Source organism: Geobacillus sp. C56-T3 (assembly GCF_000092445.1).
GTDB classification, from domain to species: Bacteria; Bacillota; Bacilli; order Bacillales; family Anoxybacillaceae; genus Geobacillus; species Geobacillus thermoleovorans.
Genome location: NC_014206.1, coordinates 3,292,927 through 3,317,728 on the forward strand (window position 1 = coordinate 3,292,927; position 24,802 = coordinate 3,317,728).

General features: G+C 53.3%; 27 protein-coding genes and 1 pseudogene. 3 read left to right on the forward strand and 25 right to left on the reverse strand.

Translation table 11 applies throughout. The features are described 5' to 3' along the window. Positions 1 to 133 precede the first annotated feature (133 nt). Positions 134 to 541: a hypothetical protein gene (locus tag GC56T3_RS16355; RefSeq protein ID WP_041468575.1), complete on the forward strand. Its 408-nt coding sequence runs from the start codon at positions 134 to 136 to the stop codon at positions 539 to 541. Between the two features lie 96 nt (positions 542 to 637). After that, positions 638 to 1,369 (forward strand): annotated as a pseudogene (locus GC56T3_RS16360) (HD-GYP domain-containing protein); the annotation flags it as partial. A 102-nt stretch (positions 1,370 to 1,471) separates the two neighbouring features. On the opposite strand, the gene GC56T3_RS16365 reads toward GC56T3_RS16360, so the two are convergent. The 5 genes from GC56T3_RS16365 to flaG form a co-directional block, all read right to left on the reverse strand. Further along, entirely contained in the window at positions 1,472 to 1,858 is a 387-nt protein-coding gene (locus tag GC56T3_RS16365) for a hypothetical protein (protein ID WP_013146420.1), read from the reverse strand. 12 nt (positions 1,859 to 1,870) lie between these two features. Then, on the reverse strand, positions 1,871 to 2,224 hold the full coding sequence (locus GC56T3_RS16370) for a flagellar protein FliT (RefSeq protein WP_013146421.1): 354 nt from the start codon (positions 2,222 to 2,224) through the stop codon (positions 1,871 to 1,873). Beyond that, positions 2,224 to 2,625 carry a flagellar export chaperone FliS gene (gene fliS / locus GC56T3_RS16375; RefSeq protein WP_013146422.1) on the reverse strand — a complete coding sequence of 134 codons (402 nt, stop codon included), beginning with the start codon at positions 2,623 to 2,625 and terminating at the stop codon, positions 2,224 to 2,226. Before fliS (GC56T3_RS16375) ends, GC56T3_RS16370 begins: the two co-directional genes overlap by 1 nt. 180 nt (positions 2,626 to 2,805) lie before the next feature. Next, a complete protein-coding gene (locus tag GC56T3_RS16380) occupies positions 2,806 to 4,308 on the reverse strand; it encodes a flagellar hook-associated protein 2 (RefSeq protein WP_013146423.1) in 1,503 nt (500 codons plus the stop codon). Between the two features lie 15 nt (positions 4,309 to 4,323). Continuing rightward, positions 4,324 to 4,686 (reverse strand): flagellar protein FlaG, encoded by a 363-nt coding sequence (flaG, locus tag GC56T3_RS16385; protein ID WP_013146424.1) that lies wholly within the window; start codon positions 4,684 to 4,686, stop codon positions 4,324 to 4,326. A gap of 327 nt (positions 4,687 to 5,013) precedes the next feature. Between flaG and GC56T3_RS16395 the strand changes: the two genes are divergently transcribed. Continuing rightward, positions 5,014 to 5,862: a DNA endonuclease gene (locus GC56T3_RS16395; RefSeq protein WP_013146425.1), complete on the forward strand. Its 849-nt coding sequence runs from the start codon at positions 5,014 to 5,016 to the stop codon at positions 5,860 to 5,862. 422 nt (positions 5,863 to 6,284) lie between these two features. Here the strand turns inward: GC56T3_RS16395 and GC56T3_RS16400 are convergent, their stop codons facing one another. The 20 genes from GC56T3_RS16400 to GC56T3_RS16495 form a co-directional block, all read right to left on the reverse strand. Next, the gene (locus GC56T3_RS16400; protein WP_013146426.1) at positions 6,285 to 7,568 is read right to left on the reverse strand and encodes a flagellin; all 1,284 of its coding nucleotides are present in this window, start codon (positions 7,566 to 7,568) and stop codon (positions 6,285 to 6,287) included. Positions 7,569 to 7,759: 191 nt separating this feature from the next. Beyond that, positions 7,760 to 7,999, reverse strand: coding sequence for a carbon storage regulator CsrA (gene csrA, locus GC56T3_RS16405; RefSeq protein ID WP_013146427.1), 240 nt, complete (start codon positions 7,997 to 7,999; stop codon positions 7,760 to 7,762). A gap of 12 nt (positions 8,000 to 8,011) precedes the next feature. After that, complete coding sequence (fliW, locus tag GC56T3_RS16410) at positions 8,012 to 8,446, reverse strand: flagellar assembly protein FliW (protein WP_013146428.1); 435 nt, start codon at positions 8,444 to 8,446, stop codon at positions 8,012 to 8,014. Positions 8,447 to 8,466: 20 nt separating this feature from the next. After that, positions 8,467 to 9,021, reverse strand: coding sequence for a DUF6470 family protein (locus GC56T3_RS16415; RefSeq protein ID WP_013146429.1), 555 nt, complete (start codon positions 9,019 to 9,021; stop codon positions 8,467 to 8,469). A gap of 34 nt (positions 9,022 to 9,055) precedes the next feature. After that, the gene (gene flgL, locus GC56T3_RS16420) at positions 9,056 to 9,949 is read right to left on the reverse strand and encodes a flagellar hook-associated protein FlgL (RefSeq protein ID WP_013146430.1); all 894 of its coding nucleotides are present in this window, start codon (positions 9,947 to 9,949) and stop codon (positions 9,056 to 9,058) included. A gap of 10 nt (positions 9,950 to 9,959) precedes the next feature. Next, positions 9,960 to 11,555, reverse strand: a complete 1,596-nt coding sequence (flgK, locus tag GC56T3_RS16425; protein WP_013146431.1) for a flagellar hook-associated protein FlgK — start codon at positions 11,553 to 11,555, stop codon at positions 9,960 to 9,962. Positions 11,556 to 11,567: 12 nt separating this feature from the next. Continuing rightward, positions 11,568 to 12,035, reverse strand: coding sequence for a flagellar protein FlgN (locus tag GC56T3_RS16430; protein ID WP_041468579.1), 468 nt, complete (start codon positions 12,033 to 12,035; stop codon positions 11,568 to 11,570). 15 nt (positions 12,036 to 12,050) lie between these two features. Next, positions 12,051 to 12,317, reverse strand: a complete 267-nt coding sequence (gene flgM / locus GC56T3_RS16435; protein ID WP_013146433.1) for a flagellar biosynthesis anti-sigma factor FlgM — start codon at positions 12,315 to 12,317, stop codon at positions 12,051 to 12,053. Between the two features lie 72 nt (positions 12,318 to 12,389). Next, positions 12,390 to 12,800: a TIGR03826 family flagellar region protein gene (locus GC56T3_RS16440; RefSeq protein ID WP_013146434.1), complete on the reverse strand. Its 411-nt coding sequence runs from the start codon at positions 12,798 to 12,800 to the stop codon at positions 12,390 to 12,392. A gap of 238 nt (positions 12,801 to 13,038) precedes the next feature. Continuing rightward, positions 13,039 to 13,476 carry a YaaR family protein gene (locus tag GC56T3_RS16445; protein WP_013146435.1) on the reverse strand — a complete coding sequence of 146 codons (438 nt, stop codon included), beginning with the start codon at positions 13,474 to 13,476 and terminating at the stop codon, positions 13,039 to 13,041. 82 nt (positions 13,477 to 13,558) lie between these two features. Further along, positions 13,559 to 14,386, reverse strand: coding sequence for a flagellin (locus GC56T3_RS16450; protein WP_013146436.1), 828 nt, complete (start codon positions 14,384 to 14,386; stop codon positions 13,559 to 13,561). 18 nt (positions 14,387 to 14,404) lie between these two features. Continuing rightward, complete coding sequence (gene fliS, locus GC56T3_RS16455; RefSeq protein ID WP_013146437.1) at positions 14,405 to 14,830, reverse strand: flagellar export chaperone FliS; 426 nt, start codon at positions 14,828 to 14,830, stop codon at positions 14,405 to 14,407. Positions 14,831 to 14,875: 45 nt separating this feature from the next. Then, positions 14,876 to 15,172 carry an EscU/YscU/HrcU family type III secretion system export apparatus switch protein gene (locus tag GC56T3_RS16460; protein ID WP_013146438.1) on the reverse strand — a complete coding sequence of 99 codons (297 nt, stop codon included), beginning with the start codon at positions 15,170 to 15,172 and terminating at the stop codon, positions 14,876 to 14,878. Continuing rightward, complete coding sequence (locus tag GC56T3_RS16465) at positions 15,169 to 17,313, reverse strand: hypothetical protein (protein ID WP_013146439.1); 2,145 nt, start codon at positions 17,311 to 17,313, stop codon at positions 15,169 to 15,171. The genes GC56T3_RS16460 and GC56T3_RS16465 overlap by 4 nt, the downstream gene beginning before the upstream one ends. 71 nt (positions 17,314 to 17,384) lie before the next feature. Continuing rightward, positions 17,385 to 18,077 (reverse strand): ComF family protein, encoded by a 693-nt coding sequence (locus GC56T3_RS16470; protein ID WP_013146440.1) that lies wholly within the window; start codon positions 18,075 to 18,077, stop codon positions 17,385 to 17,387. Further along, complete coding sequence (locus tag GC56T3_RS16475; protein WP_013146441.1) at positions 18,074 to 19,465, reverse strand: DEAD/DEAH box helicase; 1,392 nt, start codon at positions 19,463 to 19,465, stop codon at positions 18,074 to 18,076. Before GC56T3_RS16475 ends, GC56T3_RS16470 begins: the two co-directional genes overlap by 4 nt. A gap of 588 nt (positions 19,466 to 20,053) precedes the next feature. Continuing rightward, positions 20,054 to 20,899: a DegV family protein gene (locus GC56T3_RS16480; RefSeq protein WP_013146442.1), complete on the reverse strand. Its 846-nt coding sequence runs from the start codon at positions 20,897 to 20,899 to the stop codon at positions 20,054 to 20,056. A gap of 231 nt (positions 20,900 to 21,130) precedes the next feature. Continuing rightward, entirely contained in the window at positions 21,131 to 22,495 is a 1,365-nt protein-coding gene (locus GC56T3_RS16485) for an ISLre2 family transposase (protein WP_013145704.1), read from the reverse strand. A 375-nt stretch (positions 22,496 to 22,870) separates the two neighbouring features. Continuing rightward, on the reverse strand, positions 22,871 to 23,545 hold the full coding sequence (locus GC56T3_RS16490; RefSeq protein WP_013146443.1) for a response regulator transcription factor: 675 nt from the start codon (positions 23,543 to 23,545) through the stop codon (positions 22,871 to 22,873). Beyond that, entirely contained in the window at positions 23,542 to 24,723 is a 1,182-nt protein-coding gene (locus GC56T3_RS16495; protein WP_013146444.1) for a sensor histidine kinase, read from the reverse strand. Before GC56T3_RS16495 ends, GC56T3_RS16490 begins: the two co-directional genes overlap by 4 nt. Positions 24,724 to 24,802 lie beyond the last annotated feature (79 nt).

A 24,802-nucleotide genomic window follows, 5' to 3' on the forward strand; every position in this document is an offset into this window, starting at 1 on the left:
TTTTTTATTACCCATCCAATCCATGTTTCAATCAAAAATATTTTTGAAGATTTTGTGAAAAACATAGGAAAATATGGTAAGATAGGCATAGGTGTTTTTTCTTATGATGTGGAAGGTACGGAGTGTGTGAACGATGCGAAAGGTCCATATTTCCCATGCGAAAAGCGGTGACGTGCTCGCTGTCGACTTGTTCGCCGCCAACGGCAACGTCCTTTTGTCGCGCGGCGTGCGGCTGACAAGCGGCTACATCCGTTCTTTAGCACAAAAAGGGGTTCAATACATTTATATTGACGACAAACAAACATATGACATCCGCCCGCGCCCGCTCATCAGCCCGACCGTGCGCCAGCAGGCGGTGAAAAAAGTGTACGAGACGATGACGGCCTTGATTGAGCAAAAAAAGCTGCTCAGCCGTGTGTCTTCCCTCGATTTAGGAAAAGAGTACGAAAAAGTGTTCAAAGACATTTTGGATTATCTGCTAAAACCTCATATTTCGCAACCTTTGCATAATATACAAAAAACAACCCGGATATGCGCATAAAAATAATTTTTTATACAAAAATTGTAAAATAATTAATTTTTATTCGGTCAAACCTGGCTTGTTTCGAATTTTTATTCAGGGTGCGAAATGTGAGTAAAACAAGAAGATTTGCTCATCAACTTGTCGGATTTGGTCATTTCCAATGGATACTTTTTCCACCATTCAGTCAACGTCGCCACCATTGCGGGTGTCATCGGCATCGCCAAAGGCTACCGCCCCCAGCAGCTGCTTGACCTTGGCATCGGCGCGCTGTTGTTTGACATCGGCATGACGCAGCTTCCTGATGGGCTCTGGCGGAAAAAAGGAGTCTTGACGGAAGAGGAAAAGGAAATCGTCCGCCGCCATACGTATCTCGGCTTCGAGCTGTTGCGGCGTCAGCGCAACATTTCGCTCTTTTCCGCCCACTGCGCCTTGCAGCACCATGAGCGGTGCGACGGCAGCGGCTACCCGCGCGCCTTATCGGGCGATGAAATTCACGAATACGCCCGCATCGTCGCCATCGCCGACGTTTTTGACGCCTTGACATCGGCGCGCTACCACCGAAGACAATACTCGCCGCACGAGGCGGCTGAATACCTATCAGCCGCCGGCGGCATTTTAGACTATGATCTGATCAAGCTGTTTCTCTCTCACATCGCCATCTACCCGGTCGCCACGACCGTCTTGCTCAACACCGGGCACGTCGGCGTCGTCTCGCAAGTGTTTCCGGGCTTCCCGCTCCGCCCCATCGTCCGCGTCATCAAAAACCCAGCAGGCGAGGAGCTGAAAAGCCCGTATGAGATTGACTTGCGGAAAGAGATGAACATCACGATTGTGAAAGCCGTATAAGCGGTCTCATAGGTCAATCTCATCAAAAAAAGAACAGCACGCCGCTGTTCTTTTCTCTTTTCCGCTCACCCGCATGGACAGCGCAGGAGCCGTCCCCGCTGCTCACTGCACAACATACCGCCGCAGGCTGCCCTCTACGGCCAGCTTCCACGCCTGAAACGCCGGGGACAACCGCCCGCACACAACCCGCTCTTTCACCGCCGCATCAGCGAACTGCCCGTCAAGCGCCTCCGCCGCCTCCAACACGTCGGCAAACCGCTCGATATGGCGGACGAAATCGTTATCCTCGGCGAACAGCTGGCATAAATACACGTTCGTCTCGCCGATTTTCCCAAGCGCAAGCAAAATATCCCCAAGCAGCACATCGGCATGCATCCGCCGCGGATCGGAAAAGCTCGCCTCCACATAGTCGAGCCCTTCCTCGACCGTCTCGAGCAGCGAGGCATACTGGCGGATGACCGCCAGCGCGTCGCTCGTCAATTTCGCCATATCCCATTCCACCTATCGCCGTTTGTCGTAAAACATCCCGTCAAACGAAAGCGGCTGCTCATACGGGTGAACGTAGCGGGTGTTCGCCTGCCGCTTCGCCCCCGCCATCCGCAAATCGCTTCGAATCTCATCACACACGCGGTGAAGCCGCTTCTCAATTTCTCCATTCCAAGCGATGATCTCGCGGCCAAGCCGCTGCTCTTCCTCACTGTACGGCGGACGCAGCTTCCGAAGCAGTTCCTCGCGCTCCAAAAGCAGCCGATCAACCATCCGAAGCCGCTCTTCCCGATCCTCAGACGGCCACGGCAGCGCCGTTGCCTCCAGCAGCTCCTTCGTCAACCGCCACACGTCATGCACGGCACTCATTACGCGCGCCCGCCTTCCGCGTATTGGCGCTGCCGGTTCAGCTGAATCACTTGCTTCCACGTATCGCGAAACTCGACGACATACCCTTCCACCTCATCCAAAATCGCCGCATCGTTTTTCACATTCGCCTCGATCAGACGGCGATAGATGTAGTCATACATCGTCATCATGGATTTCGCGACTTCATACTCCATCTTCAATGTCTTCATGAGTTCCAAAATGATGTTTTGCGCCTTAATCAAATTTTCATTGCGCGCCGCAATGTCCCCCTTCTCGATCGCCTGGCGCGCGAGCTTGATAAACTTCAAGCACCCGTTATACAACATCAACGTCAGTTCACCGGGAGACGCCGTCTGCACGGCGTTCGCTTGGTAGTGTTGATACGGATTGTTTGTGGCCATGTTCCGTCACTCCCCTTCTATGATGTTCACCCCATCGCAAAGCCATCATCTGATTCAGCACAACGGGCCGCGCCGCTCCTCACCGCCTACAGCGCCGAACGCCCTTCATTCGTTGCCATCCGTGAGCGGGGTTGCCTCTTCACCCACTGTCACCACGATGGCGCCTTAACCTTCACCCGCCTATCCCTGCATACCGCCGCCAAAGGCGTTCATCAAGTACATGCTTTGCTGGTTGGCGCGCTGAATCGCTTCTTCCATCGCTGTGAATTGGCGGTAGTAGCGGTCTTCAATTTGTTTCAAGCGGTCTTGGAATCGATCAATTTGGTCATTGATTTGAATTAAATCGCGCCCGATCGCAAACTGCTGGTTCGTCCAAATCGTCTTCCCCGCCTTTTGTTCGATTTTCCCGATCGTTTCCTTAATCGTATCGCACAGGCGGCGGGCGATGCCTTTTTCCGCATCCGTCGCGCCGTTTTGATTGAACAGCTGATACACGGCATCAGGATTTTCTTTGATTTTCTCCCGCAGCTTCGTCTCGTCAATGATCAACTTCCCGCCGTCTAGGTAATTCGACGACGTCGTAATCCCGATTTGCGCCAGCTGCGAAAATCCGCTCGGGATGTTCGCTCCTTCGACTTTTGTGTACAAGTTCATGCGCATTTTGCTGAGGGCGCTTGACAAAATCGAATCGCCGCGAAGCATGCCGCTTTTTGCCTTTTCTTCCCACAGCTCAATTTGCTTTTCCGTCATCGCTTCCTTCTGTTCATCCGTCAGCGGCGGATAGTCGCGATAGCGCTCTTCTTTCAGCTTGGCGTTGATTTTGTCGATCGTGTCGTTGTATTTGTCGACAAACCCTTTAATCGCATTGAACATCGCGTCTACATCCGTCGCCACCGACACCGTCGCCGCGCCCGTCCCTTTGAGCGTGTACGTCACGCCATTGATCGTAAACGTATTCGCCGAGCGGGTCGTCGTTAGACCATTAATCGTCACTTGCGCATCTTTCCCCGCCGTTTTTCCCGTCAGCTCCTGCCCCGCTGCAGTATTCGTAAACCCTAGTTGCGCAAAAAAGTCCACCGTCGCCTGATCGGCGAGCACTAGACTCGCTTGAGCCCCCGTGTCTTTTTTCATGATTGAAACCCGCCCGGTCTGCTCGTCGTAAAACGCGCTGACGCCAAGATCTAGGTTGCTGTTGAGTTGGGCGATCACCCCATCGAGCGTCGTTCCTTGCTTCACCGTGATCGCCGCCTGCTTCGTCGTCCCATCCCCATTCGTCACGTTGATCGTCAGCGTCACATCAGCGGCAATGGAAAAACTCGCCTTGTCCACTCTCGCCCCTGCATCCGACAGCCAGACGGCCGATGTGGCCACTTGATTGACTTGCATCGTCGTCGCCACGTTCGCCGCACTCGAACCCGCCGTCGCTGTGACGACCGATTCATTCGAGCTCGAGACGGTTTTTTTCAGCATGCTGCTTTGGAGCGTGATGTTGGAAAACAAGTAGTCGTCAAGCCCCTGAAGCAGCGTGTTCATCGACCGGTAGTCATCGCGCTGCCACTCGAGCAGCTGCTTTTTCTGCTTCAATTTATCCAGCGGCGCCCGCTCTGCTTTCATCAAATCGCTCACGATTTTGTCAATGTCCATTCCACTCGCGAGGCCGCTGATGCGCATCGTATTCGCCATGTCGACTCACCACCGTTAAATTTTTTTATCCACTAAAAGCCCGACAAACTCCATCATCGCCGCGTACATATCCAACAGCTTTTTCGGCGGGATTTCGCGGATCACTTCCTGCGTTTTTTCATCCACCACTTGCACGTAATATTCATGCAGCTCTTTATGCAGCTCAAACCGGATTGATGTATGGCTCGGCTGCACGAGCTCATTCAAGCCGTTGACCACTTTCTCCACAGCTTCTTCCGAAAGCGGTTGAAAAAGGGAAGAAGCAGAACCCCCCACCTCTTGAGGCTGCACTGCCGCGCGTTCGACGGTTGCATGCACCTGCTCGCTTCGCGTCGGTTCATAGGAAGGAAAAGAAGAAGACACCCGTTCAATCGTCATACGATCCCGCTCCTTTGGTTTGGACGCTTTCTATGGTTTATATCGGATGAAACGTAGGGAGTGTGAAGGGGGAAAGGGGAATTTCATTTAGGCGAAAGGTGACTAGGGAGTGGTGTATAATCTCGAAGCAACTAAAATCGCTATTCTGAAAATACCCGAACGCCAAAATGTGCAAGGTTGTAGAATTCAACATAGAGGCATTTTCATCCTTCTGATGGTGACAAAATTTTTTGTCATGGGAGTCTATATAGAAAGGTTCCCTAAACATATAAGAATATATTATAATAAAACCAGAACAAACGTTCCCAAAAGAAAGGAGAAACGGTCATGGACGACTTATCCAAATTAACCCCTGTACAACAAAACGTTCTAATTGCTAGCATTATCGGAGACGGAGAAATTACAAAGCTTTATAAAAAGAGCCGACGGAAAAACCATAGTTACCGGGAACATTTCGGCATGGAACAGGCTGAGTATCGAAAATGGAAGATTTCATTTTTCGACAATCTTTTGTACATCACTCCCCGAAGTCAATGTGTTCGATCATCGTCTCTTCCGCTATTTACAAGGCTATATCCATACTTTTACCATGATGATGGTTCTAAACATATCCCGATTCCTTTATTGACGTATTGCACGTTGCCTCATTTCCTTGCTGTTTTATATATGGATGATGGCTCGCTCTGTATTTCTCCTAATATCAATAAACGCAAAAAAGTAATTTACCTGACACCTCATATTTACCTTTATCTACAGAATTATCCTCGCGAAGAATTAAAAAAGTTGCAACAACACATTCTTTCTCATTTCGGTGTCACCTTCCGTTTAAGTAAACATCCAAATGGACAAGGCTGCATTTTACGAACAACCTCTGTGAGGGATACGTTTCATTTTCTTAATATAATCTCCTCAGCAATCTCAACTTGCCCGTCTATGTATTACAAAACCAACTGGAACGAGCGACTCAAAATAGAAAAGGAAAAATGGCAAAAGATATTCCCAGATTTCGAATTGCGGACGAGCAGCCACGAACGTTCAAAGCGATACTCTAAGAAGGAGATTCAACAACTAAAGGACATGAAGCAAAAAGGCGCGACGATTCAAGAAATTGCTGATACCTTGCACCGAAGTTATTGGTCTATCGTGTATAAATGGCGTGAAATACAAAAAGAGTGACAACAAACAAGAGACCCTAGGCCACCCTAAGGTCTCTTGTCTTATGATTAACGAAGCAATTGCAATACCCCTTGCGGTTGTTGGTTGGCTTGCCATGCCTCAACGTCTTTCGACCGTTGTGCAGACTACCTCTTCACCCTCAGCTTGACCTGTTAGGGGCTGGGCGCTTCGGTTCGGCATCGGCCTCCCCTACGGGCTTCATCACCATAGCACTCGCCTTAGGTGGTATGCCCTAGTCGTTGAACCTTCTCCACCCTTTCGGGACAGGAGCTTGGCTGCTGATTGCCCAATCCTTTGGCTTTTTCCGCCCTCACGTCTGCCGTTTCCAGCTCCGTTGTGGCGCCAAAGGCTCTCAGGGTTTCCCAGCAATTCACCCAGTCATCCTCTTAGCCGTTTCCAGCTAAGACGCCCGCCAAACCAGCCTACCGAAGCAGCTGCAACACCGCTTGCGGCAGTTGGTTTGATTGAGCCAACATCGCTTGCGCTGCTTGCGCCAAGATGTTGTTTTTCGTGAATTCCATCATTTCTTTGGCCATGTCGACGTCACGGATGCGGGATTCTGCAGCGGTTAAGTTTTCCGCCGATGTACCTAAGTTGTTGATCGTGTGTTCGAGGCGGTTTTGGACAGCGCCAAGTTTAGCACGCTCTGCAGATACTGTTTCAATCGCTCTGTTGATAGTTGTCACTGCCTTATTCGCAGTGGCTTGGCTCGTAATATCTACGCCTCCTACAGTAAATGAATCTCCGTCGGCTACAGTTACTCCCGTTGTGTCTAGAACAACTTTCCCATTTTTATCAATAAATGTAACTCCACTATCTGTTGTCCAAGCAACAGCGTTCCCATTGCTATCTTTAAGAGCATTTTCAGATGCTACATAAGTATATGTCCCAGCTTGCAAACCATTATTTGTTAGTGAACCAGTCGCAGAAACCTTTGTTCCATTCCCGCTTAACGTTACTGTCCCAGCCTTAACAGCAGCAGTAAACGTAAATGTATCGTCTTTCTCTCCAATAGCTGAAGTCCATGATTTCCCATCGTTGCTTGTAGCTACAGTATTGCCATTGGAATCAACCATTTTATAACTGCCAGTATTGGTTGTTTGAATCTGATAAGTGCCGTCAGCTATATCTTGGAGGGTTCCGTTTTTTGTGAATGAAGCATCCCCATCAGCATCACTAATTACTGTTGTCACATCTCCTGCTACACCTAATGCGAATGCACTCATGTCACTGATATTCAACTTAATGTTTTGTGATTCATTCGCACCAATATGGAAAGTGCCAGAAAACGTCCCGTTAAGAAGTTTTTGCGTGTTAAACTCAGTAGTACTCGAAATCCTTGATAATTCTTGTGCAAGCTGATCAACTTCTTTTTGAAGTTCAACGCGATCTGTAGCAGTATTCGTATCGTTCGCTGCTTGAACCGCCAGCTCCCGCATCCGCTGCAAAATCGAGTGCGTCTCGTTCAAAGCACCTTCTGCTGTTTGGATGAGGCTGATTGCATCTTGAGAGTTTTTCGAAGCCATCTCCAACCCACGAATTTGCCCTCTCATTTTTTCAGAGATCGCAAGACCCGCCGCATCGTCACCCGCGCGGTTAATGCGAAGGCCGGAAGACAGCTTTTCAATGTTTTTAGACGCCTGCGTGTTGTTGAACGTCAACTGCCGATACGTATTCAACGCCGCGATGTTGTGGTTGATTCGCATAGTTTCTTCCTCCTTGAATGGATATTCTCTTCCACGTCCCTGTGGAAGTCATCGGCACGGGGCGAAAGTCGGCCGCCTTTCGCCATATGCCGCGCTCACTTTTTATATCGGCGCGTTTTTTGGAAGTTTAATAGGGAAATTTAAATTTTTTGTCGACGGGGCGAAAAAAGCGCCGCGTGGGCGCTTCGGTGTTATGGTTGTTTCCATTGTTTCAGCTTGGCGGTCAGTTCGGCGAGCGACGTTTCGGACGCTTGGGAGGCGGCGTTGTTTTCTGCTTGGATGGCGAGGTACACTTCTTTGCGGTGGATGTCGATGTGTTTTGGCGCGTTGATGCCGAGCTTCACTTGGTCGCCTTGGATGGCGAGGACGGTGATTTCGATGTCATCGCCGATTTGGATCGCTTCTTTGATTTTGCGCGTTAGGACAAGCATAAGCCGCCTCCTTTACGTCGCCACTTTGTCCGGGAAGAGGCGATGTTTCGTTTTGTACGGGGTGTTCGTTAAGATCACTTGCTTGCCGATTCGTTTTCGGGCGTTGATGACCACAGGCGCCTGCAAGTTCGCGGTCGTGTTGTCAAACGGGTCAGCGACCGTCAAGATGACGTATAAGGCAACGTCGCGTTCGCTTTCGATGCCGAGCTGTTCGAGCGTTGCCTCATCCAACTCGATTTCGTACGCGGGAAAGTACGAAAACGGTTCGATCAAGACAAACCCGAGCGCAGACGTGTCGACCGACTGCAAGATGACAAACGGCGTGTCGGCGAGCGGAAGAAGGACGAACCGCTCTTCGTCCGCGAACCCAGGGAGGCCGTGGGGGAAGTGGATGATGTCTTGCTCGTTCACCGCCACTGTTCCGTGGTATTTCGTGTCAATGTTCATGTTTGCTCCTCCTACGTTTCCTAAATGACGACGTCAATGTGCAGTCTCGGGCGCTGGGCGAGGGCGATCTTGACCGTTCCTTGTTGATAACGGATGATCGGCGCATGCGCCTTCACATCAATGCGCGGCGCGTGGGTGTTCCAGTCGATCGCCAGCCGTCCTGGTTCATAGTCGACCTTGACGCTAAACGGCGGCGGGACGAGGGCGATGTTGAACTCAAGCGGGGGGCCTTCGCTGTTGGCTTCCGCCTGCTCAACGAGAGGATCGCCCCCTTGTTCGATGCGCATCAGTTCATCGCCTTGGACCGCAGCGCGCTCGATGAAATCAAGCACCGCTTGCCGCCCGTCAGCGGCCTCGTCTTCGATCAATTGGAACACGTGCTTGTTGTTCACCGCCGCCCACGCCTCGGTCTGGTCGATCGTCAAGCGCGCGGGGATGGAAGCAACGCTCATTTCGGCAGGCGGCTGTTCGATCGTCATCTCGGCGGGCGGCTGAGTGATCTCAAGCCGCGCGGGTTCGGTCGAAATCGCCAGCTTGGCGTATGTCGCTTGCATCGTGAGCTGCGGAATGCGCATGGCCATCGCTCCTTTCGGCGGGCGTTACGCTAGTTTAACGCAAAAAGTCGACCAATGTCGGCTGGATGACGCGCGCGCCGACGGCCAAAGCGGCTCGGTGGACGCTTTCTTGCGTTTTCAAGTCGGTGATGACTTTTTCGAGATCGACGTCTTCGTTGTCCGACAACATTTTTTCCGCGATCACCTGCTGGCTGTCGATGCGGTCTTCCATCAGCTCGATTCGGTTCATGCGCGCCCCAAGTTCGGCGCGGACGCCGAGCAAATTCGTCAAGTGGCTGTCGAGTTTGTCTAAATAGCCCGTTACATCATCGCCGGTCGTACTCGGATTTTCGAGGGAAGCGGCCAAGTTTTGCAAGTCCGAAAACAATCCGCTGCCCGCCCCGAACGCTGTGCTTGGCGGAATGTTGACCGGAATGTAAATGCCTTTGGCGAGCTCAATGTTCACCTGTTGGCTGTTCGTCGACACGGAAATCGTGCCGTCCGGATTGACGGTAACAGGCGGATCGGTCGTTTTCGCGCCGTTAAAGATGTATTTGTCGCCGACTTTCGTATTGGCGATCGTGACCAAATGTTCGGTCAACTGGCGCACTTCTTTGGCGATCGCTTGGCGCTGCGTCTCTTCGTATGTATCGTTGCTCGCCTGCACGGTGAGCTCGCGGATGCGCTGCAGCGCCTGCGTCGCCTTGTCAAGCGCCGAATCGGAGTTTTCCACCCAGTTGTACGCTTCAGAGAAATTGCGTTTGAACTGCTCGACTTCGGCTAAATTCGAACGGTAGGCGATTCCTTTCATCGCCACAACAGGATCGTCCGACGGGCGGGTGATTTTTTTCCCCGTCGACAGTTGGGTTTGATATTTGTCCAAATTGGCGTAGCTTCGGGTAATCTGCTTAAGCGTATTGTTCGCCAACATGCTTTGCGTAATGCGCATCACCGTTCACCTACCTTCCGACGACGCCCATGCCGTTGATGAGTTTATCGAGCATTTCGTCAATCACCGTGATTTGCCTTGCCGCGGCGTTATAGGCGTGCTGGTATTTGATCATGTTCATCATCTCTTCATCCAGTGACACGGAGCTGACCGACTGTCGTTTTTCCTCGACCGACTGGCGTAGCGTTTCGCTGTTCGTTTTCATCCGGTTCGCCTGCTCACCGTCGACGCCAAGCTGGCCGATCCAGCCTTGGTAGTTCGTTTCAACCGTGCCTGAGGAAAGCGGCAAATTCAGGGACGCCAAGTTGACGGAGATGCCGTCTTGCAGTGAAACGGTCGCATTGGACAGAAGCAGGCTGCGAACGTTGGCCAGGTTAATGGCGTTGTTGCCGTTCCCTGTTTCCCCGCTTTTCGTTGACGCCGCGATGTTCGCCAAATCGTCGATGTCGGCGGCGAGTTTGATCGTTTTCGCCGCGCCGCTTACGGCACTGATCCCGTCAAAAAACGGGTGATTCGTGCTCCCGTTTAGCCCGTAGCCTTGTTGATGAACGTCGTTGAACACCGTGCCGAACGTATAGGCGAGCTTGTCCAAGTTGGCAAGCATGTCGGGGTACAACCCTTTGACGATCGGCTGGCCGCTGGCGTCGGTTCCGGTTTGATAGCCGTATCCTTCGATCAGCCCGCGCAATTTGCCGTTCGGAAGAGAGGAAAAGGAAACGGTCGTCCCGCTGACATCAAGCGTATTGACGCCTGAAGCGGGAGGCATCTCCTTCACCCCGTCGCCGTCGACGTCGCTGCCGTCGGAAAACGACACGACAGACGCCGTTCGGCCTTGAACGAGATACACTTTCGCGCTCCCGTTCATCACGTAAACATCGTACGTTCCTTCCGCCATGGGCAAGGCGTTTCCGCCAGTTGGATGCTTTTCCACGCCGATCTCCATATATTGCGACAGTTGGTCGACCAACCGATCGCGCTCGTCGTACAAGTCGTTCGGCAAATAGCCGTTCGGTTCGATTTCGGCGATCCGTTCATTCAATGCGCTGATTTGGTTGAGAAGGGAATTGATTTCCGTCACCGTCGTGCCGATTTGCGTGCCGATGTCCGTGCGGATTTGCGTCAGTGAATTCGATAAATAGTGAAACGTCTCGACAACCGCCAACCCGCGCTGGCGGACGACGGAGCGCGCTCCTTCGTTCTCCGGGTGGGTGCTCAAATCTTGAAGCGCCTGCCAAAATTGATCCGTCGTTTTCGCCAGTCCGCTGTCGGACGGCTCATTCATAATGTCTTCCATCTTCGACACCGCATCCGCGCGCGCTTCCCAGTACCCGAGCTTGCTGTTTTCGCCGCGGTATTGGATGTCGAGGAAATATTCGCGCACCCGCTCGACCGACGACGCTTCCACCCCTGTCCCCATCTGTCCTGGGATGTTCGGGCGGTTGAGCCCCGGCGTCGGAAACGGCGACGTCGGCCGCAATTGGACGCGCTGCCGTGTATACCCTTCCGTGTTGGCGTTGGCGATGTTATGGCTTGTCGTATACAAGGCGGCCTGTTGCGCCATCATGCCGCGCCGGGCGGCTTCGAGGCCGTGGAATGTCGAGAGCATCGTTCTTCCTCCTTACGCTTTCGATTCAAACAACGGGCAGTCGGGCAACGGTGCATATTCTTGCGTGCGGCTGTAAGTGGACGGCGTTGGGGTGAACGTCTCGATCATGGCGGTGACAAACTGGAGCGACTGCTCAATGAGCTGGCGGTTCAACTCATTTGCTTCCGCCACCGCGTTCACCGCCTGTTTCAGCCGCTCACGGCATTCACGCAGTTCCTCGCGCTCCTTGCCTTTCGCCATCGCCTCGCATTGGGCGACGGTCGCCGTTTCATCGCCGAGCACCTCTTTCAGCCAGCGCCGCCGCCGTTCTTCGAGTTGGCGGATGGCGAAAATATGCTTTTGTTCATCGGCAAGCAAGGCCGACAGCGCCTCAATATCGTTTTTTTTCAACGCTTCCGTTTTCCGCCGCGAAAGCGCCAGCAAGCTTTCATAAAGCTCACTGTGCGCCCGCAAAAGATGGATGAGTGCCGCAAACGTCATCACGATCCGCTTCCTTTATCGATGGTTTCGATAATACTCGATCATCCGCTTGGCGACCGCCCGCGGGTCGACTTGGTATGTGCCGTTTTCAATTTGTTGGCGCAGCTCCTCCAGCTTCGCCTGCCGCGCCTGTTCCCAGCTTGCTGCTTCTTGCAGCTCTTTCGCCTCTTTGGAAATCTCCACTTGATCGCCCTTCGCCTTCCCTGCCGCCAGCCGCTCCGTTTTAGCGAGCTGACGCTGGTACGGGTTGACGCCCATCGGTCCAATATGGTGGATTTTCATCACATTCACCTCGCTTGACCGGCGCTTGTTTGCATTTGGCTATTGTTTATATCGGAACGTTGACGGAAATGTTTAGCGTTCTTGATAGTCTTGGGTGTAATAAGTGGCATGGCGGGAACGAGCTTCTTTTTCCTTTTCCCCCTCCGCCCGGCGCAAGTCGGCTTGCAGCTGGCCAAGGCACTTGGCGCACAGCCGCCCTTCACGGATCATCGCTCCGCACGAGTCGCAAGGGTAGCCGAGATTTGGAAAATGGACGAGCTGCAGCCGCCCCGCGCGAATCCATTTGATGATCAGCTTCTCCTCCACCCCTGTCGCCTCAACGACTTGCGCCATCGTCGCCGTGCGGTTTTCCCGTCTGCGCAAAAAGGCATAAACGCGTTCAAATTGCCGCTCTTCTTCTTGATAGCACGACTCGCATACGTCACGGGTCGATAATTTGACAAACAACCGCCCGCACTTCGAACAATTGGATAGTTCCGCCATCGTGGATACCTCCCGATCATTGCCTATGAAGCCGCCGTATAAAAACTTATTAGGTTTGAATAATGGCGCCCGCCTGGTGGTCACCAACTCGTCGCGAACACCACCCTCCTGTCAGTGACGCATCCCTGCATGCGGCGCCGTTGACCATCTTCCACAGCCGCAAGCAGATCGATAATATGTCAATATTGATGACCAACGCAACATTGCGGAATCGATCTTGTACTCTTAAACGATTCCGTCATGTGTAAATATTGATGATCAGCCCTTGAATCTCGCCGACGAGCCGCAAAATCTCAAGTCCACGCTGTTCTTTTTGCAGCACTTCGTTCGTCAGTTCCACAAGCTTTTGATCAACTTCCTTCACGAGCTTATAAATGCGCGCCCGCCCGCCGCGGCTGAAGCCGCGCTGTTCTTCCAGCTGCAGGCTGTTTTTCACCGCGTCGTCCAAAAACGACTTGACGAGCTGTTTATATTTGCGCAAATCCTCCACCGTCCGCGACTCGGCAAGCTTTTTCCCTTGCTCCTCAATTTGGCGGACTTGTTCGTTGATCCGCTCCCATACGACGTCGCGGCGCGTTTTCGCCATGACTTCGGTGAACGACACCGATTCCATCGGAGCATCGTCTTTGCGGCTCACATTTGTCAGCCCTGTGCGCGTCACTTTTTGTACTTCCATCTTCATCACCTCTCGCTACCCCCATTATCGCACAACCATAGCAAAAGGGCGAGGCGTTTATGCCCCGCCCGATGCGGTCCGATTAGCTTTTCAAAAGCTGCAAAATCCCTTGCGGCAGCTGGTTCGACTGCGCGAGCATCGCCTGCGCCGCTTGCGTCAAAATGTTGTTTTTCGTAAACTCCGCCATCTCCATCGCCATATCCGTATCGCGGATGCGGGATTCGGCGGCGGTCAAGTTTTCGTTCGCGGTTGTTAAGTTGTTAATGGTATGCTCGAGGCGGTTTTGGTAAGCGCCCATTTTCGATCGCGTTTTCGACACTGATATAATCGCTTCATCTAATTTTGCAATAGCAGCTTGGGCATTCGCTACCTGCTTGATATCCAATGAGCTAATGTCTTTCTTGTCTTCCCCAAGAGAGTCTTTTTTTTGCTTTTCCCACGATATTGTCAACGACTGCCCATTATTCGGCCCCAGCTGGATCGTAATATTTTGGCCGCTGGCTAAAATATTCATAGTGTTAAATTGTGTATCCGTTCCGATCCGATCAATTTCATCCTTCAATTGTTGGAATTCACTGTCAAGCGCTTCGCGATCCGTATCTTGGTTCGTCCCATTCGCCGCCTGCACAGCCAGCTCGCGCATCCGTTGCAGGATGCTGTGGACTTCGTTTAACGCCCCTTCCGCCGTTTGAATGAGCGAAATCGCATCGAGCGCGTTCCGTTCTGCCATTTGCAAGCCGCGAATTTGCGAGCGCATTTTTTCCGAAATGGCAAGCCCCGCCGCGTCGTCAGCCGCACGGTTGATGCGCAAGCCGGAGGAGAGACGCTCCAAGTTTTTCGAAATGTTCGATTGGTTGGCTGCCAAGTTGCGGTAGGCGTTGAGCGCCTGAATGTTATGGTTGATTCGCATCGAAACCGACTCCTTTGCTTAAGATTGCTCATAGGCGATGAACTGCTCATACGCTGCTGTTTTGGGCTTTCGCACCGTTTGCGCGGGGGAGGCGCCGCTCTTCAGCGCCTCGTTCCACGCGGTGGCGATCGTAGTCGTTAATTGCCACACTTCCTGAACAATCTTCACGTCTTTTTTCATATTCGCCTCGATGAGGCGCTCAGCCATATAGTTGTAGAGCGCATCCAACTGATGGGCGATAATGCCCGCGTCATAGCGCAATCCAACGCCGAGGCGGCGGAGGATGTCGTTTCCTTTTTGCAGCTGTTTGTTCGCTTTCCAATAGTCTTTTTGTTCAAGGGCTGTCAAAGCCTCTTCCAAACATTCCATCAATCCTTCATATAACAATGCCGTCAGCTGTTGCGAGTTTTTCTGGTAAATCCATTCTTCTGTAAAAAAATCCACTATGTATTACCCCCATTTTTATATCGGTCGTTATTTTAGGCATGTTTAGTGATTTTTTTCAAGTTCCTGAATTAAAATGAGTATTTCAGCAATGACCGCATACAATTGCGGCGGAATGCGGTCGCCAAGATCAAGCTGAAGCAAGTTTTGCACGAGCAATGGATCCTCTTGAATCGGGATGTGATGCTGTTTCGCCAGTTCAATGATTTTCTGCGCCACATGTCCGCTTCCTTGGGCGACGACAGTCGGCGACTGGCCCGACGATTCGTCATACCGGATGACGGCCGCCGTCGGACCAGTCATTTGCTTTCGTTTTTTTTGATTGAAATATTGCGCCATCATATCGTGAAATCGTACCCTCTTTCCGTAAACGGTCCGTACAGGCGAACGGATGGCACCCGTTTTTCTTCTTCCTGCCGCTTCGTTTCATTCGTCAGCTTTGTGATGTTGACCATTTTGACGTGGTAGCCGATCTCCTCCAATCGCTTTTTCGCCATATCGATGAACGGCGCGGCTTTTTGGGCAAAGTCATCGCGGTCGTTGCGAAGGGTGACGGACAAGCTTCGCTCATTGGCTTGAAGCAAAATGCCGAGGTCTCCCAGTTTTTTCGTCTCCAGCAAGAAATACAGCTGACAGTTTTCCCAATCGATTCGCTCGCCATCTTGGCGGGCGTTGACATAGACGTTGACGTTCCGCACTTCATTTTGCCATCGCAACGGCAAGGAGAAGAACAGGCTTTGCATGCCCACTCCTGCGTCCCAGCGGTTTAACAGCTGTTGGCCAGTCAAATTGGCCAGCGCTTGCACCGACTGGCGCGCGATGGGTTCATTTTCGCTTTGCACAAGCTGCAAGAGCGCCGCCTTCATATTTTGCAGTGTTCCTTCCTCGTCCGCACCTTTTTGCACGAACGATTCAGCCGCCTCATACTCGTGGGTAAAACCAAACCGTCGGAATGCTTCAAACAGTTGCCGTGCTGATGGGCCGTCAACGAACGGCTGCGTCGCTTCGTTTATGTGCCGGAGAAATGCTTTGGACGCATCTTCCTGCGGTTCGCCCAAACCAACCACAAAATGCTTCACTTTTGCTTCGGAAAGTTTCAGTTCCATATTCGCAAGGGTCTCTTTTACCCCATTGACCAATTTTCGAGCGCCTTGCTCATCCCCTTGACGAAGCCGCTTTTTCGCTTCGGCGAGCTGGGAGCTCGCCTTCATCAGCTGCTTTTCCGTCGCCATGTCCGTAAACAGCATCAAATCACTTTTTAAAATGACGTTGTCCAACTGCTTAATTGCGCTTTCCAAGTACTGTTTTGCCTGCAAGCGGGCGGCTTGTCCTCTTTGTTCCGCCCAGTGCAGCACCGTCTCCAAATGGTGCATCACATTGCGCTTCACAATCTGAAAGTCACGGGACGCCTGTGCCATTTTGGCTGTGACCGTTTGCACGAGAAAGTCTTTCGTTTGCATCGGCACACTCGCTTGCATCCATGTTCCATTAAGCAGAACATGGTCCGATGATCCCGAGGAAAGGGTTTGTTCCATGTCACTCAACATATCGAACAACGCTTTCCGGGCAGCAAGCTCTCTTCCGCTTTCCATCGACTGGCGCGCTTCTGTCAATGCTTCGTTGAACGCCTGCCTCCAGGCAGGATGAATCTGAACTCCTTCTCCAATCTCCTTTTGAATCAAGTCAAGCGCTTGTTCAAGATGCGGCTCTTTTTTCAGTTGCTCGATGGCATGAAGAACCTTGTCGCGCAATAAATTGATCGCTTGCATCATCTCTGTGCCATTTGCCTTTTGATGCGGTTCGGACAAAAGAGCTGTTAATCGTTGCAGCAATGGTTGAACGAATTCTTGTGGAGAACCAACACGGGACATAGAAGTTGACGCACTGTCGTCCAATTTTCCTTCCATGGAAACGCGGAATTTCTTTTGTTCATTCACCTTAAGCTCCTCTACCATATCTACGAGCCTCTCTCCGAGCGGCTTCCCATGCAGCGCCTCATGGACGGCCGCAAGATGAACGTTCGTCAGTTCTAAATGCTTATTGATGACCGCGCGGACGGTATCGAGTTTTTGCTCTACGGTGCCTGGGGCTTCGGTGAAAAACGTCCGCAAGGTGGAAACGATCTCTTTTGTGAGCGATTGTCCATGTTTTTGCAGCCAATCCCCGACCTGTCTCAGCTCAGGCAATAACGGTTCAGAAGCAGAAAAATGAACCGCTTGTTTGTCCGTCTCTTGTGGCGGACGGGGAACGATTCGCGCCACAGGAACTCCATCTTGTTCACTGACGATCTTGATTGCCACACGCCCTTCCTTCGGCCATTCTCCTTCCGTTCGCACCCGCACGTCGGTCCCCTTGATCACGACGACTGCCTCGCCGTCTCGGCTTTCTTTGATGACGGCATCGTATGTTTCGCCCTTTTGCACCATCAGGGTTTGATTTGGCGACGTTATCGATTGTCTAGTAAAAACGTTGCGAATTTCCATCCCCGTTCACCTTCTGCTCGATTCAGTTACTACTGTTTATATCGGCACGTAGGCTTTCAATGTTTACACTGTTACGCGCGAATGAGCGTCAACGCCCCCACCTCGGCCGCCCCCGCTTCAAGCAACACAAGGGCCGCGTGGCGGACGGTGATGCCCGTCGTGTAAATGTCATCGATGAGAACGATTCGTTTTCCGTCAATCGGCGGATGTCCGGAGAGAAAAAACGGGTTGTCGGTCTCCAGCCGCTCGCGGCGCGATTTTTTCGATTGCTTCTCGGAATGCCGGCGGGCCAGCCAAGGGAAATACGGGGATGGGAGCAAGCGGGCGAGCGCTTCCGCTTGGTTGAAGCCGCGCTCATACAGCCGTTCGGGGCTCAGCGGGATCGGGACGATGTGCCAATCGCGACCGAAATGGCGGCGAAACGCTTGGGAAAACGGACGGCGAAACGCAGCGACGATGGCATAGTCGCCGCGGAATTTCCACAAGGCGACGACTTCTTTCATCCAGTCGTTGTATATATACACAGATCGGTTTTTCACGAGCGCCCTCCCCCACTGTTCATCTTCCTGCCACCTTAGACAGTTGGCGCACAGCGATGGCTTGGCTTCCTCAAGCGGGCGGCCGCACATCTCGCAAAGTCGGCCGTCAATGAGTTTGAACGACCCGCGGCAGCGCGGGCAAAGGACGTCAAGGTCTTCGAGGAAAAGAAGCTGGCGCCAGCTCGCGATCGGGTTGTACGGAGAATGGCAAAGGAGGCAGTTCATGGGCGCAGCAGCCCCCTTTTCTTCGCTTCTTCGTTCATGCGAAGGATATGGCGGCGCGCCCGCACCATCTCGTTCGTTTTCCCGTGATGGAAAAAGCGGACATCGCCATCCGGAAACGCGGCGTGGCGGCCCACGCGGCCGGCGATTTGCACGAGAGCGCTTTCCGTGAAGATGCAGTCTTCGGCGCCGAGAACGGCGACATCGATGTTCGGCACCGTCACTCCCCGTTCAAGGATCGTCGTTGTGACGAGCAACGGCACGCGCCCATCGCGAAATGCCTGAACGTGCTCGGCTCTGTCTAGGGCTTCGGCATGAACGCCGACGATGCGGGGATCGACGCGCTGCAAGAGGCGGGTGACAGCTTCAAGCTCATCGATATGGGGAACGAACAAAAACGCTTGTTTTCCCTGCGCCAAACGATGGAGAACCCACGCAAGGACGTTTTCAGGCAAGCGGCCGCGCTCTAACCGTTTGCGCCAATTGCCGCACCATTCGAACATGGGGACGGGAAGCGGACGGCCGTGGTAGCGGGCGGGGATGACGACAGCTTTCCGTTTACCTCTTGTGATATCAAGCTGCCAAGCGCGGGACGGGGTGGCGGTTAAATAAATGAGGCTCGCCTGTTCTTTTCGCGCTTCACGAACGGCGTATTCAAGCATCGGCTCAACAGAATATGGAAAGGCATCGACTTCATCCACGATCATAACGTCAAAGACGCGGTAAGCCCGCAGCAACTGGTGGGTGGTTGAGAGGACCAAGGAAGCGATCCGCCCGCGCTCTTCGCTTCCGCCGTACCAAACAGCGAGCGGAACGCGCGGGAACGCTTGGCGAAAGCGGGGAGCAAGCTCGCGGACGACATCGGTCCGTGGCGTGGCGAGGCCAACGCGCCAGCCCTTCTCGAGCGCGGCGGCGATGGCGGGAAACAAAATCTCGGTTTTCCCTGCGCCGCATACGGCCCAAACGAGCAGTTCGCTTCGATCGAGCACGGCCTGACGGACTGCCCAGGCGGCCTCCGCTTGGGCGGCGGACAGCGTCCCATCCCAAACAAGCGGCGCCTCGTGCCGCTCGGACGGAAGCGGCATCGTCACGTGCACAAGGTGAGTGCAGGAGCTGATGCGCCCCATCACGAGACACTTGCGGCAATACGCGCAATCCGATCCACAGCGGGCGCATGGAAACGATGCAAAAAGACGCGCGTCTTCATTCCCGCAGCGCATACAGCGCCAGCCGCTTGATATTTTGATGAGGCCGGGCTGTTCGCATAGCGAACCAGTCTGGATGGCGGCAGCGACTTCTCCATCGGGAAACGGCAGCTGCTCTCGGGGTAGGCGCTGGCCGTTCAGCCAAGCGACGAGCGGCGAAGCAGCGGCTGATGGGTGAATGTACAATGAGCATCACTCCTTTTGCCATTCAGGAAAAGCATGTCTCCTAGTCGGGAGCCAAAAAGAGCGGGTGACGCGGCGAAAACGCCATGGAAAACACCCTCTCCCCAAGTTGAGAGGCTTGAAGCGCATAAAGGTACAGGAAGAGCGATCGACGGTGTTCGTTTTCGTAAAAAGTTAGAAAGATGGTGAAAAATGGGCGTCATGCGCAAAACAGCAACATTCCGCCAGAAAAGAAAGTGGAGATGAAAAGGCCTTTCCAAATGGAATAAGGATGTGGTTTGACCGTCTTTTTCACGACATATCGGCCTTCGAAAGAAATGGATGCGGCGAAACCTGACGCCAGCAAAGATTCACAGGAGAGTCATGGAGTCGATCGATAACGTGTTTCGACAACATTCCCAGGGAAATAGCGACAAATTTTTCAGGAAAGGAAAACGGTTCGACAAGTTCGGCCAGCCCCACATCTCCGTCCGTTTCATAAAGCGGAGAGAAAACTACTGTACAACAAATTCGCCGCCGCGCAAGGCGGAGCGCACCGTTCCTCCTTGCGCTTGGCTGTAGCGCCTCGAGAAGGCGCTTTGCGGCCTCGGCTTAAGGTTGATACCACGTCAACCCGAGCGCGCCTTCGCCGACATGCGTGGCGATGACTGGGCCAAAATAGCTGATCGAAAATTCGACGTGCGGATAGCGGGCGGACAGCTCATCGCGCCAGCGGCCCGCTTCATCCGGCTGGTTGGCGTGGATGATGGCGGCTTTGAGCGGCACACCCTTTTCCGCATCTTCGGCGAACAGCTCTTCGATGCGGTGGATCGCTTTTTTGCGCGTGCGAATTTTTTCAAACGGCACGATCACTTTGTTTTCAAAGCGAAGAAGCGGCTTGATTTGCAAGAGGCCGCCGATGAACGCCTGCGCCCCGGTCAGCCGTCCGCCCCGCTGCAGATGGGCCAAGTCATCGACCATAAAGTAGGCGCGCAGCGTTTGTTTCATTTCATCCAAGCGAGCGATGATATCCTCAGGGGACCTCCCCGCCTGCGCCATTTCCGCCGCTTCGATCGCATAAAACCCTTGTGCCATGCAGCTGATTTCCGAGTCGTATGCGTAAACACGCAATCCGTCCACCATCGTCCCTGCCGTGACCGCCCCTTGGTACGTGCCGCTGATGCCGCTTGAGAGGTGGATGCTGACGACCGCCTCGTACCCTTCCTCACGAATGGCAGTGAACAAGTCAACGAACTCACCGACCGACGGTTGGGACGTCGTCGGCAACGTCGGATGCTGCTTGATTTTGGCAAAAAATTCATCGGCCGTCATATCGATCTCTTCGCGGTACGTCTCATTCCCGAAAATGACGCTGAGCGGAATCAAGCGAATGCCCAGCCTCTCGCGCACCTCTTTCGGCAAGTAGGCCGTGCTGTCGGTGACAATTGCCGTTTTCACGAACGCCATTCCTTCCTGATTTCAAATTTTCTTCCATTATACCAAAAAGACAAACCGCCCACCACTACGAATCCAAATGGGAGTCAGTCAAGACTTTGTGGAGAACATTTTTTCGGTTCACTACGGGCGTTGTCAATCACTAGTTAGCGAACCATTTTCAGGAATTAATATCGTAAGCGCTTTCGGACTCTCATCCCTCATCTTGAGGCGATGATACGATATTCCATTTTTTTACACCCAACCACCATCCCGGAGCGCCGACAACGCTTGATGGATCGGCGTCCCGGATGACCGCTGCAGACACGGTAGATTCTGACGCACCACATCTGCCCATAACCGTCCGGCCTTCCGTTTGGCCTGTTCGATCCGCTTGGACTTTGTTGAGGCCGAGACGGCCGACTGGGGCTCTTGCTCCTCCCACCGTCCCTTTCTCCACCCGATCCCGTCGATTCGGGCCGCCATCGCCCTCAGAAACGCCCGAAGCCCTTGGTCTTTCCAGCTGCGGCGGGATTTCACCCGATGCGCAAACCGGCTCATCACGCTCTCGGCGTGGCCCATCGGACGCATGCCGGTCGTCTCCACCCCTTGCTCCGACAGCCACTCCCGATAGTCCCGGATGCATCCCGGCATCGACTCGATCCGGCGGATCATGGCAGCCATCTGCTTCTCTTTCGCTTCGTCCTCCAACGTGCCGACCGCGCTGTTCAGCTCCACCAGAAGCCCCTCTTCGTCTTGTTTCGCCAGCTTCTTCCGCACCTCCCGCCAACGCGGATGGCCGGACAGACACTGACGCAGCTCCCGCGCCACATGAAATCGATCCAGCTGAAAGCACGCCCGCTTCCCAAAATACTCCCGGCAGGCCGTGATCCACGACGCCGCGTCGCCGTTGATGATCAAAAGGTCCCGGCACGGATCATAGGCATATTCGTTCATCAGCCACTCTTCAAACCGTTCCCACACGTCTCCCGCCCCTTCATGGAGGTAGTGGCGCCGGTTTACCAGCTCAAGCTGCGAACCGTTTCGTTTCCATCCCTCGTGAATCGCCAGGATTTTCTCTTCTTTCGCCCGTTTCCCTTTCCCCTGGCGGGAAATGAACAGCCCATCCGCCTCCACAAACAGCACTCGGCCGTGCCGTTTGGAAACAGGGTGGTGCAGCGAGACAGGGGCCTCCAGCACCAGTTGGCGAATCGCCTCGTGGCTCATGACCGCATACCCTACGATCGACTCGAGTGTGCGAGCCGCTTTGCGGTAGGAAGAGCACTCTACGGCCAACTCGACCGCCGTTTCCTCGAGGCAAGGACTGATCGATCGGGCCCCATCAAAGCCTAATTCGGCATCCAGCAAGAAGGTATAGTTCCCCGTTTGCCGGTCATAGTAGTAGTTCCGTCGAAACGTCACTTCTCCAAACAGCGTTTGGATCGTAGTCGGCCGTTTGTCTTTCAGCTGATACCGGCGCTTGTCCCGCGCTTCCGCCAGTTGTTGATCAATCTCCTCCAAAAGGGCCGCCAACAAGACAGCGAACACCTTTTGAAGAGTTCTGACTAATTGTTCCTCCAGCTCTTTTAATAAAGGCCATTCTGTGGTAAGATGTTTCATGGACTCTCTCCCTCCTGTTTTCGGTTGATGTTGACAATCACCATCATAGCAGGGAGAGAGTCCTTTTTGCATGACATTTGCTTTTTTCTACCGCGCTTCGCTTGGTGGCCCCGACGAGCGTCGCGAACAAAAGTTCGCAACCCTCGTCGGGGATCATTTCGGAATGTCACCCACAAATATTTTACTCACACTCCAAATGGGGGATAGCGCACCGCAAGGACCTAAACAAAGCCGCTTGCCGCCAACTACAAGACAGCTTGTCCTCACCACGGACACACCAACAACAAAGCATCGCTGCCTCGATCCCCTCAACACCAGCCGCCAGACGCCCGTCCAATCCGCCGACAATAGGCGAAAACGGAGGGGGCATTGCCATTAGCGCACTTCCACCCAGCCGTTTTTGATCGCAACCACAACGGCTTGCGTCCGGTCGTTGACGTTTAATTTTTGCAAGATGCTGCTGACGTGGTTTTTCACCGTTTTTTCGCTAATGTAAAGCGCTCCGCCGATGGCGCGGTTGCTTTTGCCGTCAGCCAACAGCTGCAACACTTCGCACTCGCGCCGCGTCAGCAAATGAAGCGGGCGGCGCACCTCCTGCTTAACCACTGCGCCGCCTTTTTCTGTCGTCAAGCGGCGGTATTCGCGAATCAAGTTGTGCGTCACTTTCGGATGCAAGTACGAACCGCCTTCCGCGACGATTCTCACCGCCTCAATGAGCGTATCGGCATCCATCTCCTTCAACAAATATCCGGTCGCTCCCGTCTGCAAGGCGCGCATGACATAGTTTTCATCGTCATGAATCGACAGCACGACGACTTTCGTATCAGGGTAAGCTTCAATCAGCTGTTTCGTCGCCTCAACGCCGTTGATGTCCGGCATGTTAATGTCCATCAGCACCAAATCGGGGCGGTATGTTTCGACGATCGAAAGCGCTTCGCTTCCGTCGCTTCCTTCCGCCACGACTTCAAAATCGCCCTCAAATTCCAAAATGCGCTTGATGCCCTCGCGAAACAGCTGGTGATCGTCGATAATCGCGATGCGTGTTTTCATCGTTTCCTCTCCTCCTTGTTCGTTTTGTCAGTCGAACGGTCGAGCGGAACGCGAATGAACACGGTCGTTCCGCTGCCAATCTTTGAGCGGATGTCGAGCGTGCCGCCGAGCAGCTCCACCCGCTCCCGCATTCCAATCAAGCCGAACGCATTTTCTTTTTTGACCGATGGATCAAATCCTTTGCCATCGTCTTTGACACTGACAAGCAGATGGTCGCACGTCACTTCCATTTTGACGTCGATATGGCGCGCTTCGGCATGCTTCAAGGCGTTTTGCACCGATTCTTGGACAAGCCGAAACACGGCCGCCTCCATCCGCGAAGGCAACCGAATTTCTTCGCCGATATGTACAAAGGAAATGTGGACTCCCTTGTTATATTCTTCCGTCGTTTGCAAATATTTTTTTAGCGTCGGAACCAATCCTAAATCATCAAGCGCCATCGGCCGCAAATCGTAAATGATGCGGCGCACTTCGGACAAAGCCGAACGCACCATTTTGCGAAAATCACGAATCTCGGCGATCGCCGCCTCTGTCCCTCGCTCTTTGATCACCTTTTCGACCAAATCAGACCGAAGAAGGACGTGAGCGAGCAGCTGCGCCGGGCCGTCATGGATTTCCCGCGACAGCCGCCGCCGCTCTTCTTCCTGGGCTTCGATGATTTTCAGCCCAAATTCCTGCTTTTGCTTCGCTCCTTCAATAAGCTCGCCGACCTGGCGGAAATCGCTGTTTAAGTAGTGGAGCACGACCGTAATTTGTCCAACTAAATAATCGGCGCGTTCGATAATTTGCGCAAGGCTCGCCAATCTCCGCTCGAGCTCGTCGCGGCGCAGCCGCAGCTGTTTCTCCCGCTCGCGCACCATCGTCAGCTTCATATGCAACTCATGCGCCGCTTCATACGCCTCGCGAATATCTTGTTCCGAGTGGGTGGAAAAGTTTTGACTCACTTCCGACAGGCGGCGGCGCGCCTGACGCGCCTTCATTTCCAGCTGATCCGCTTCTTCGATCGCCTGCACGGTCAGCCGCTTCACCTCCTCGAGTTCGCGAAGCAAATGGTCGTGCTCTTGACGCGACTGCTCCCCGATGCGGAAAATTTCGTCTTTGCTGTGTTGAACGGTGTCGATCATTTTTTCGACAATCCGATCCAACTGCTTCACATCCCACTGTTTTGCCTCAGCCAATTTGCCAACCTCCAACAGCGCTGCCAAGCGGTGCGCATGGGCGCCAGCAAAATTTGTTTGAAGGAAAAAAGTTGTCGAT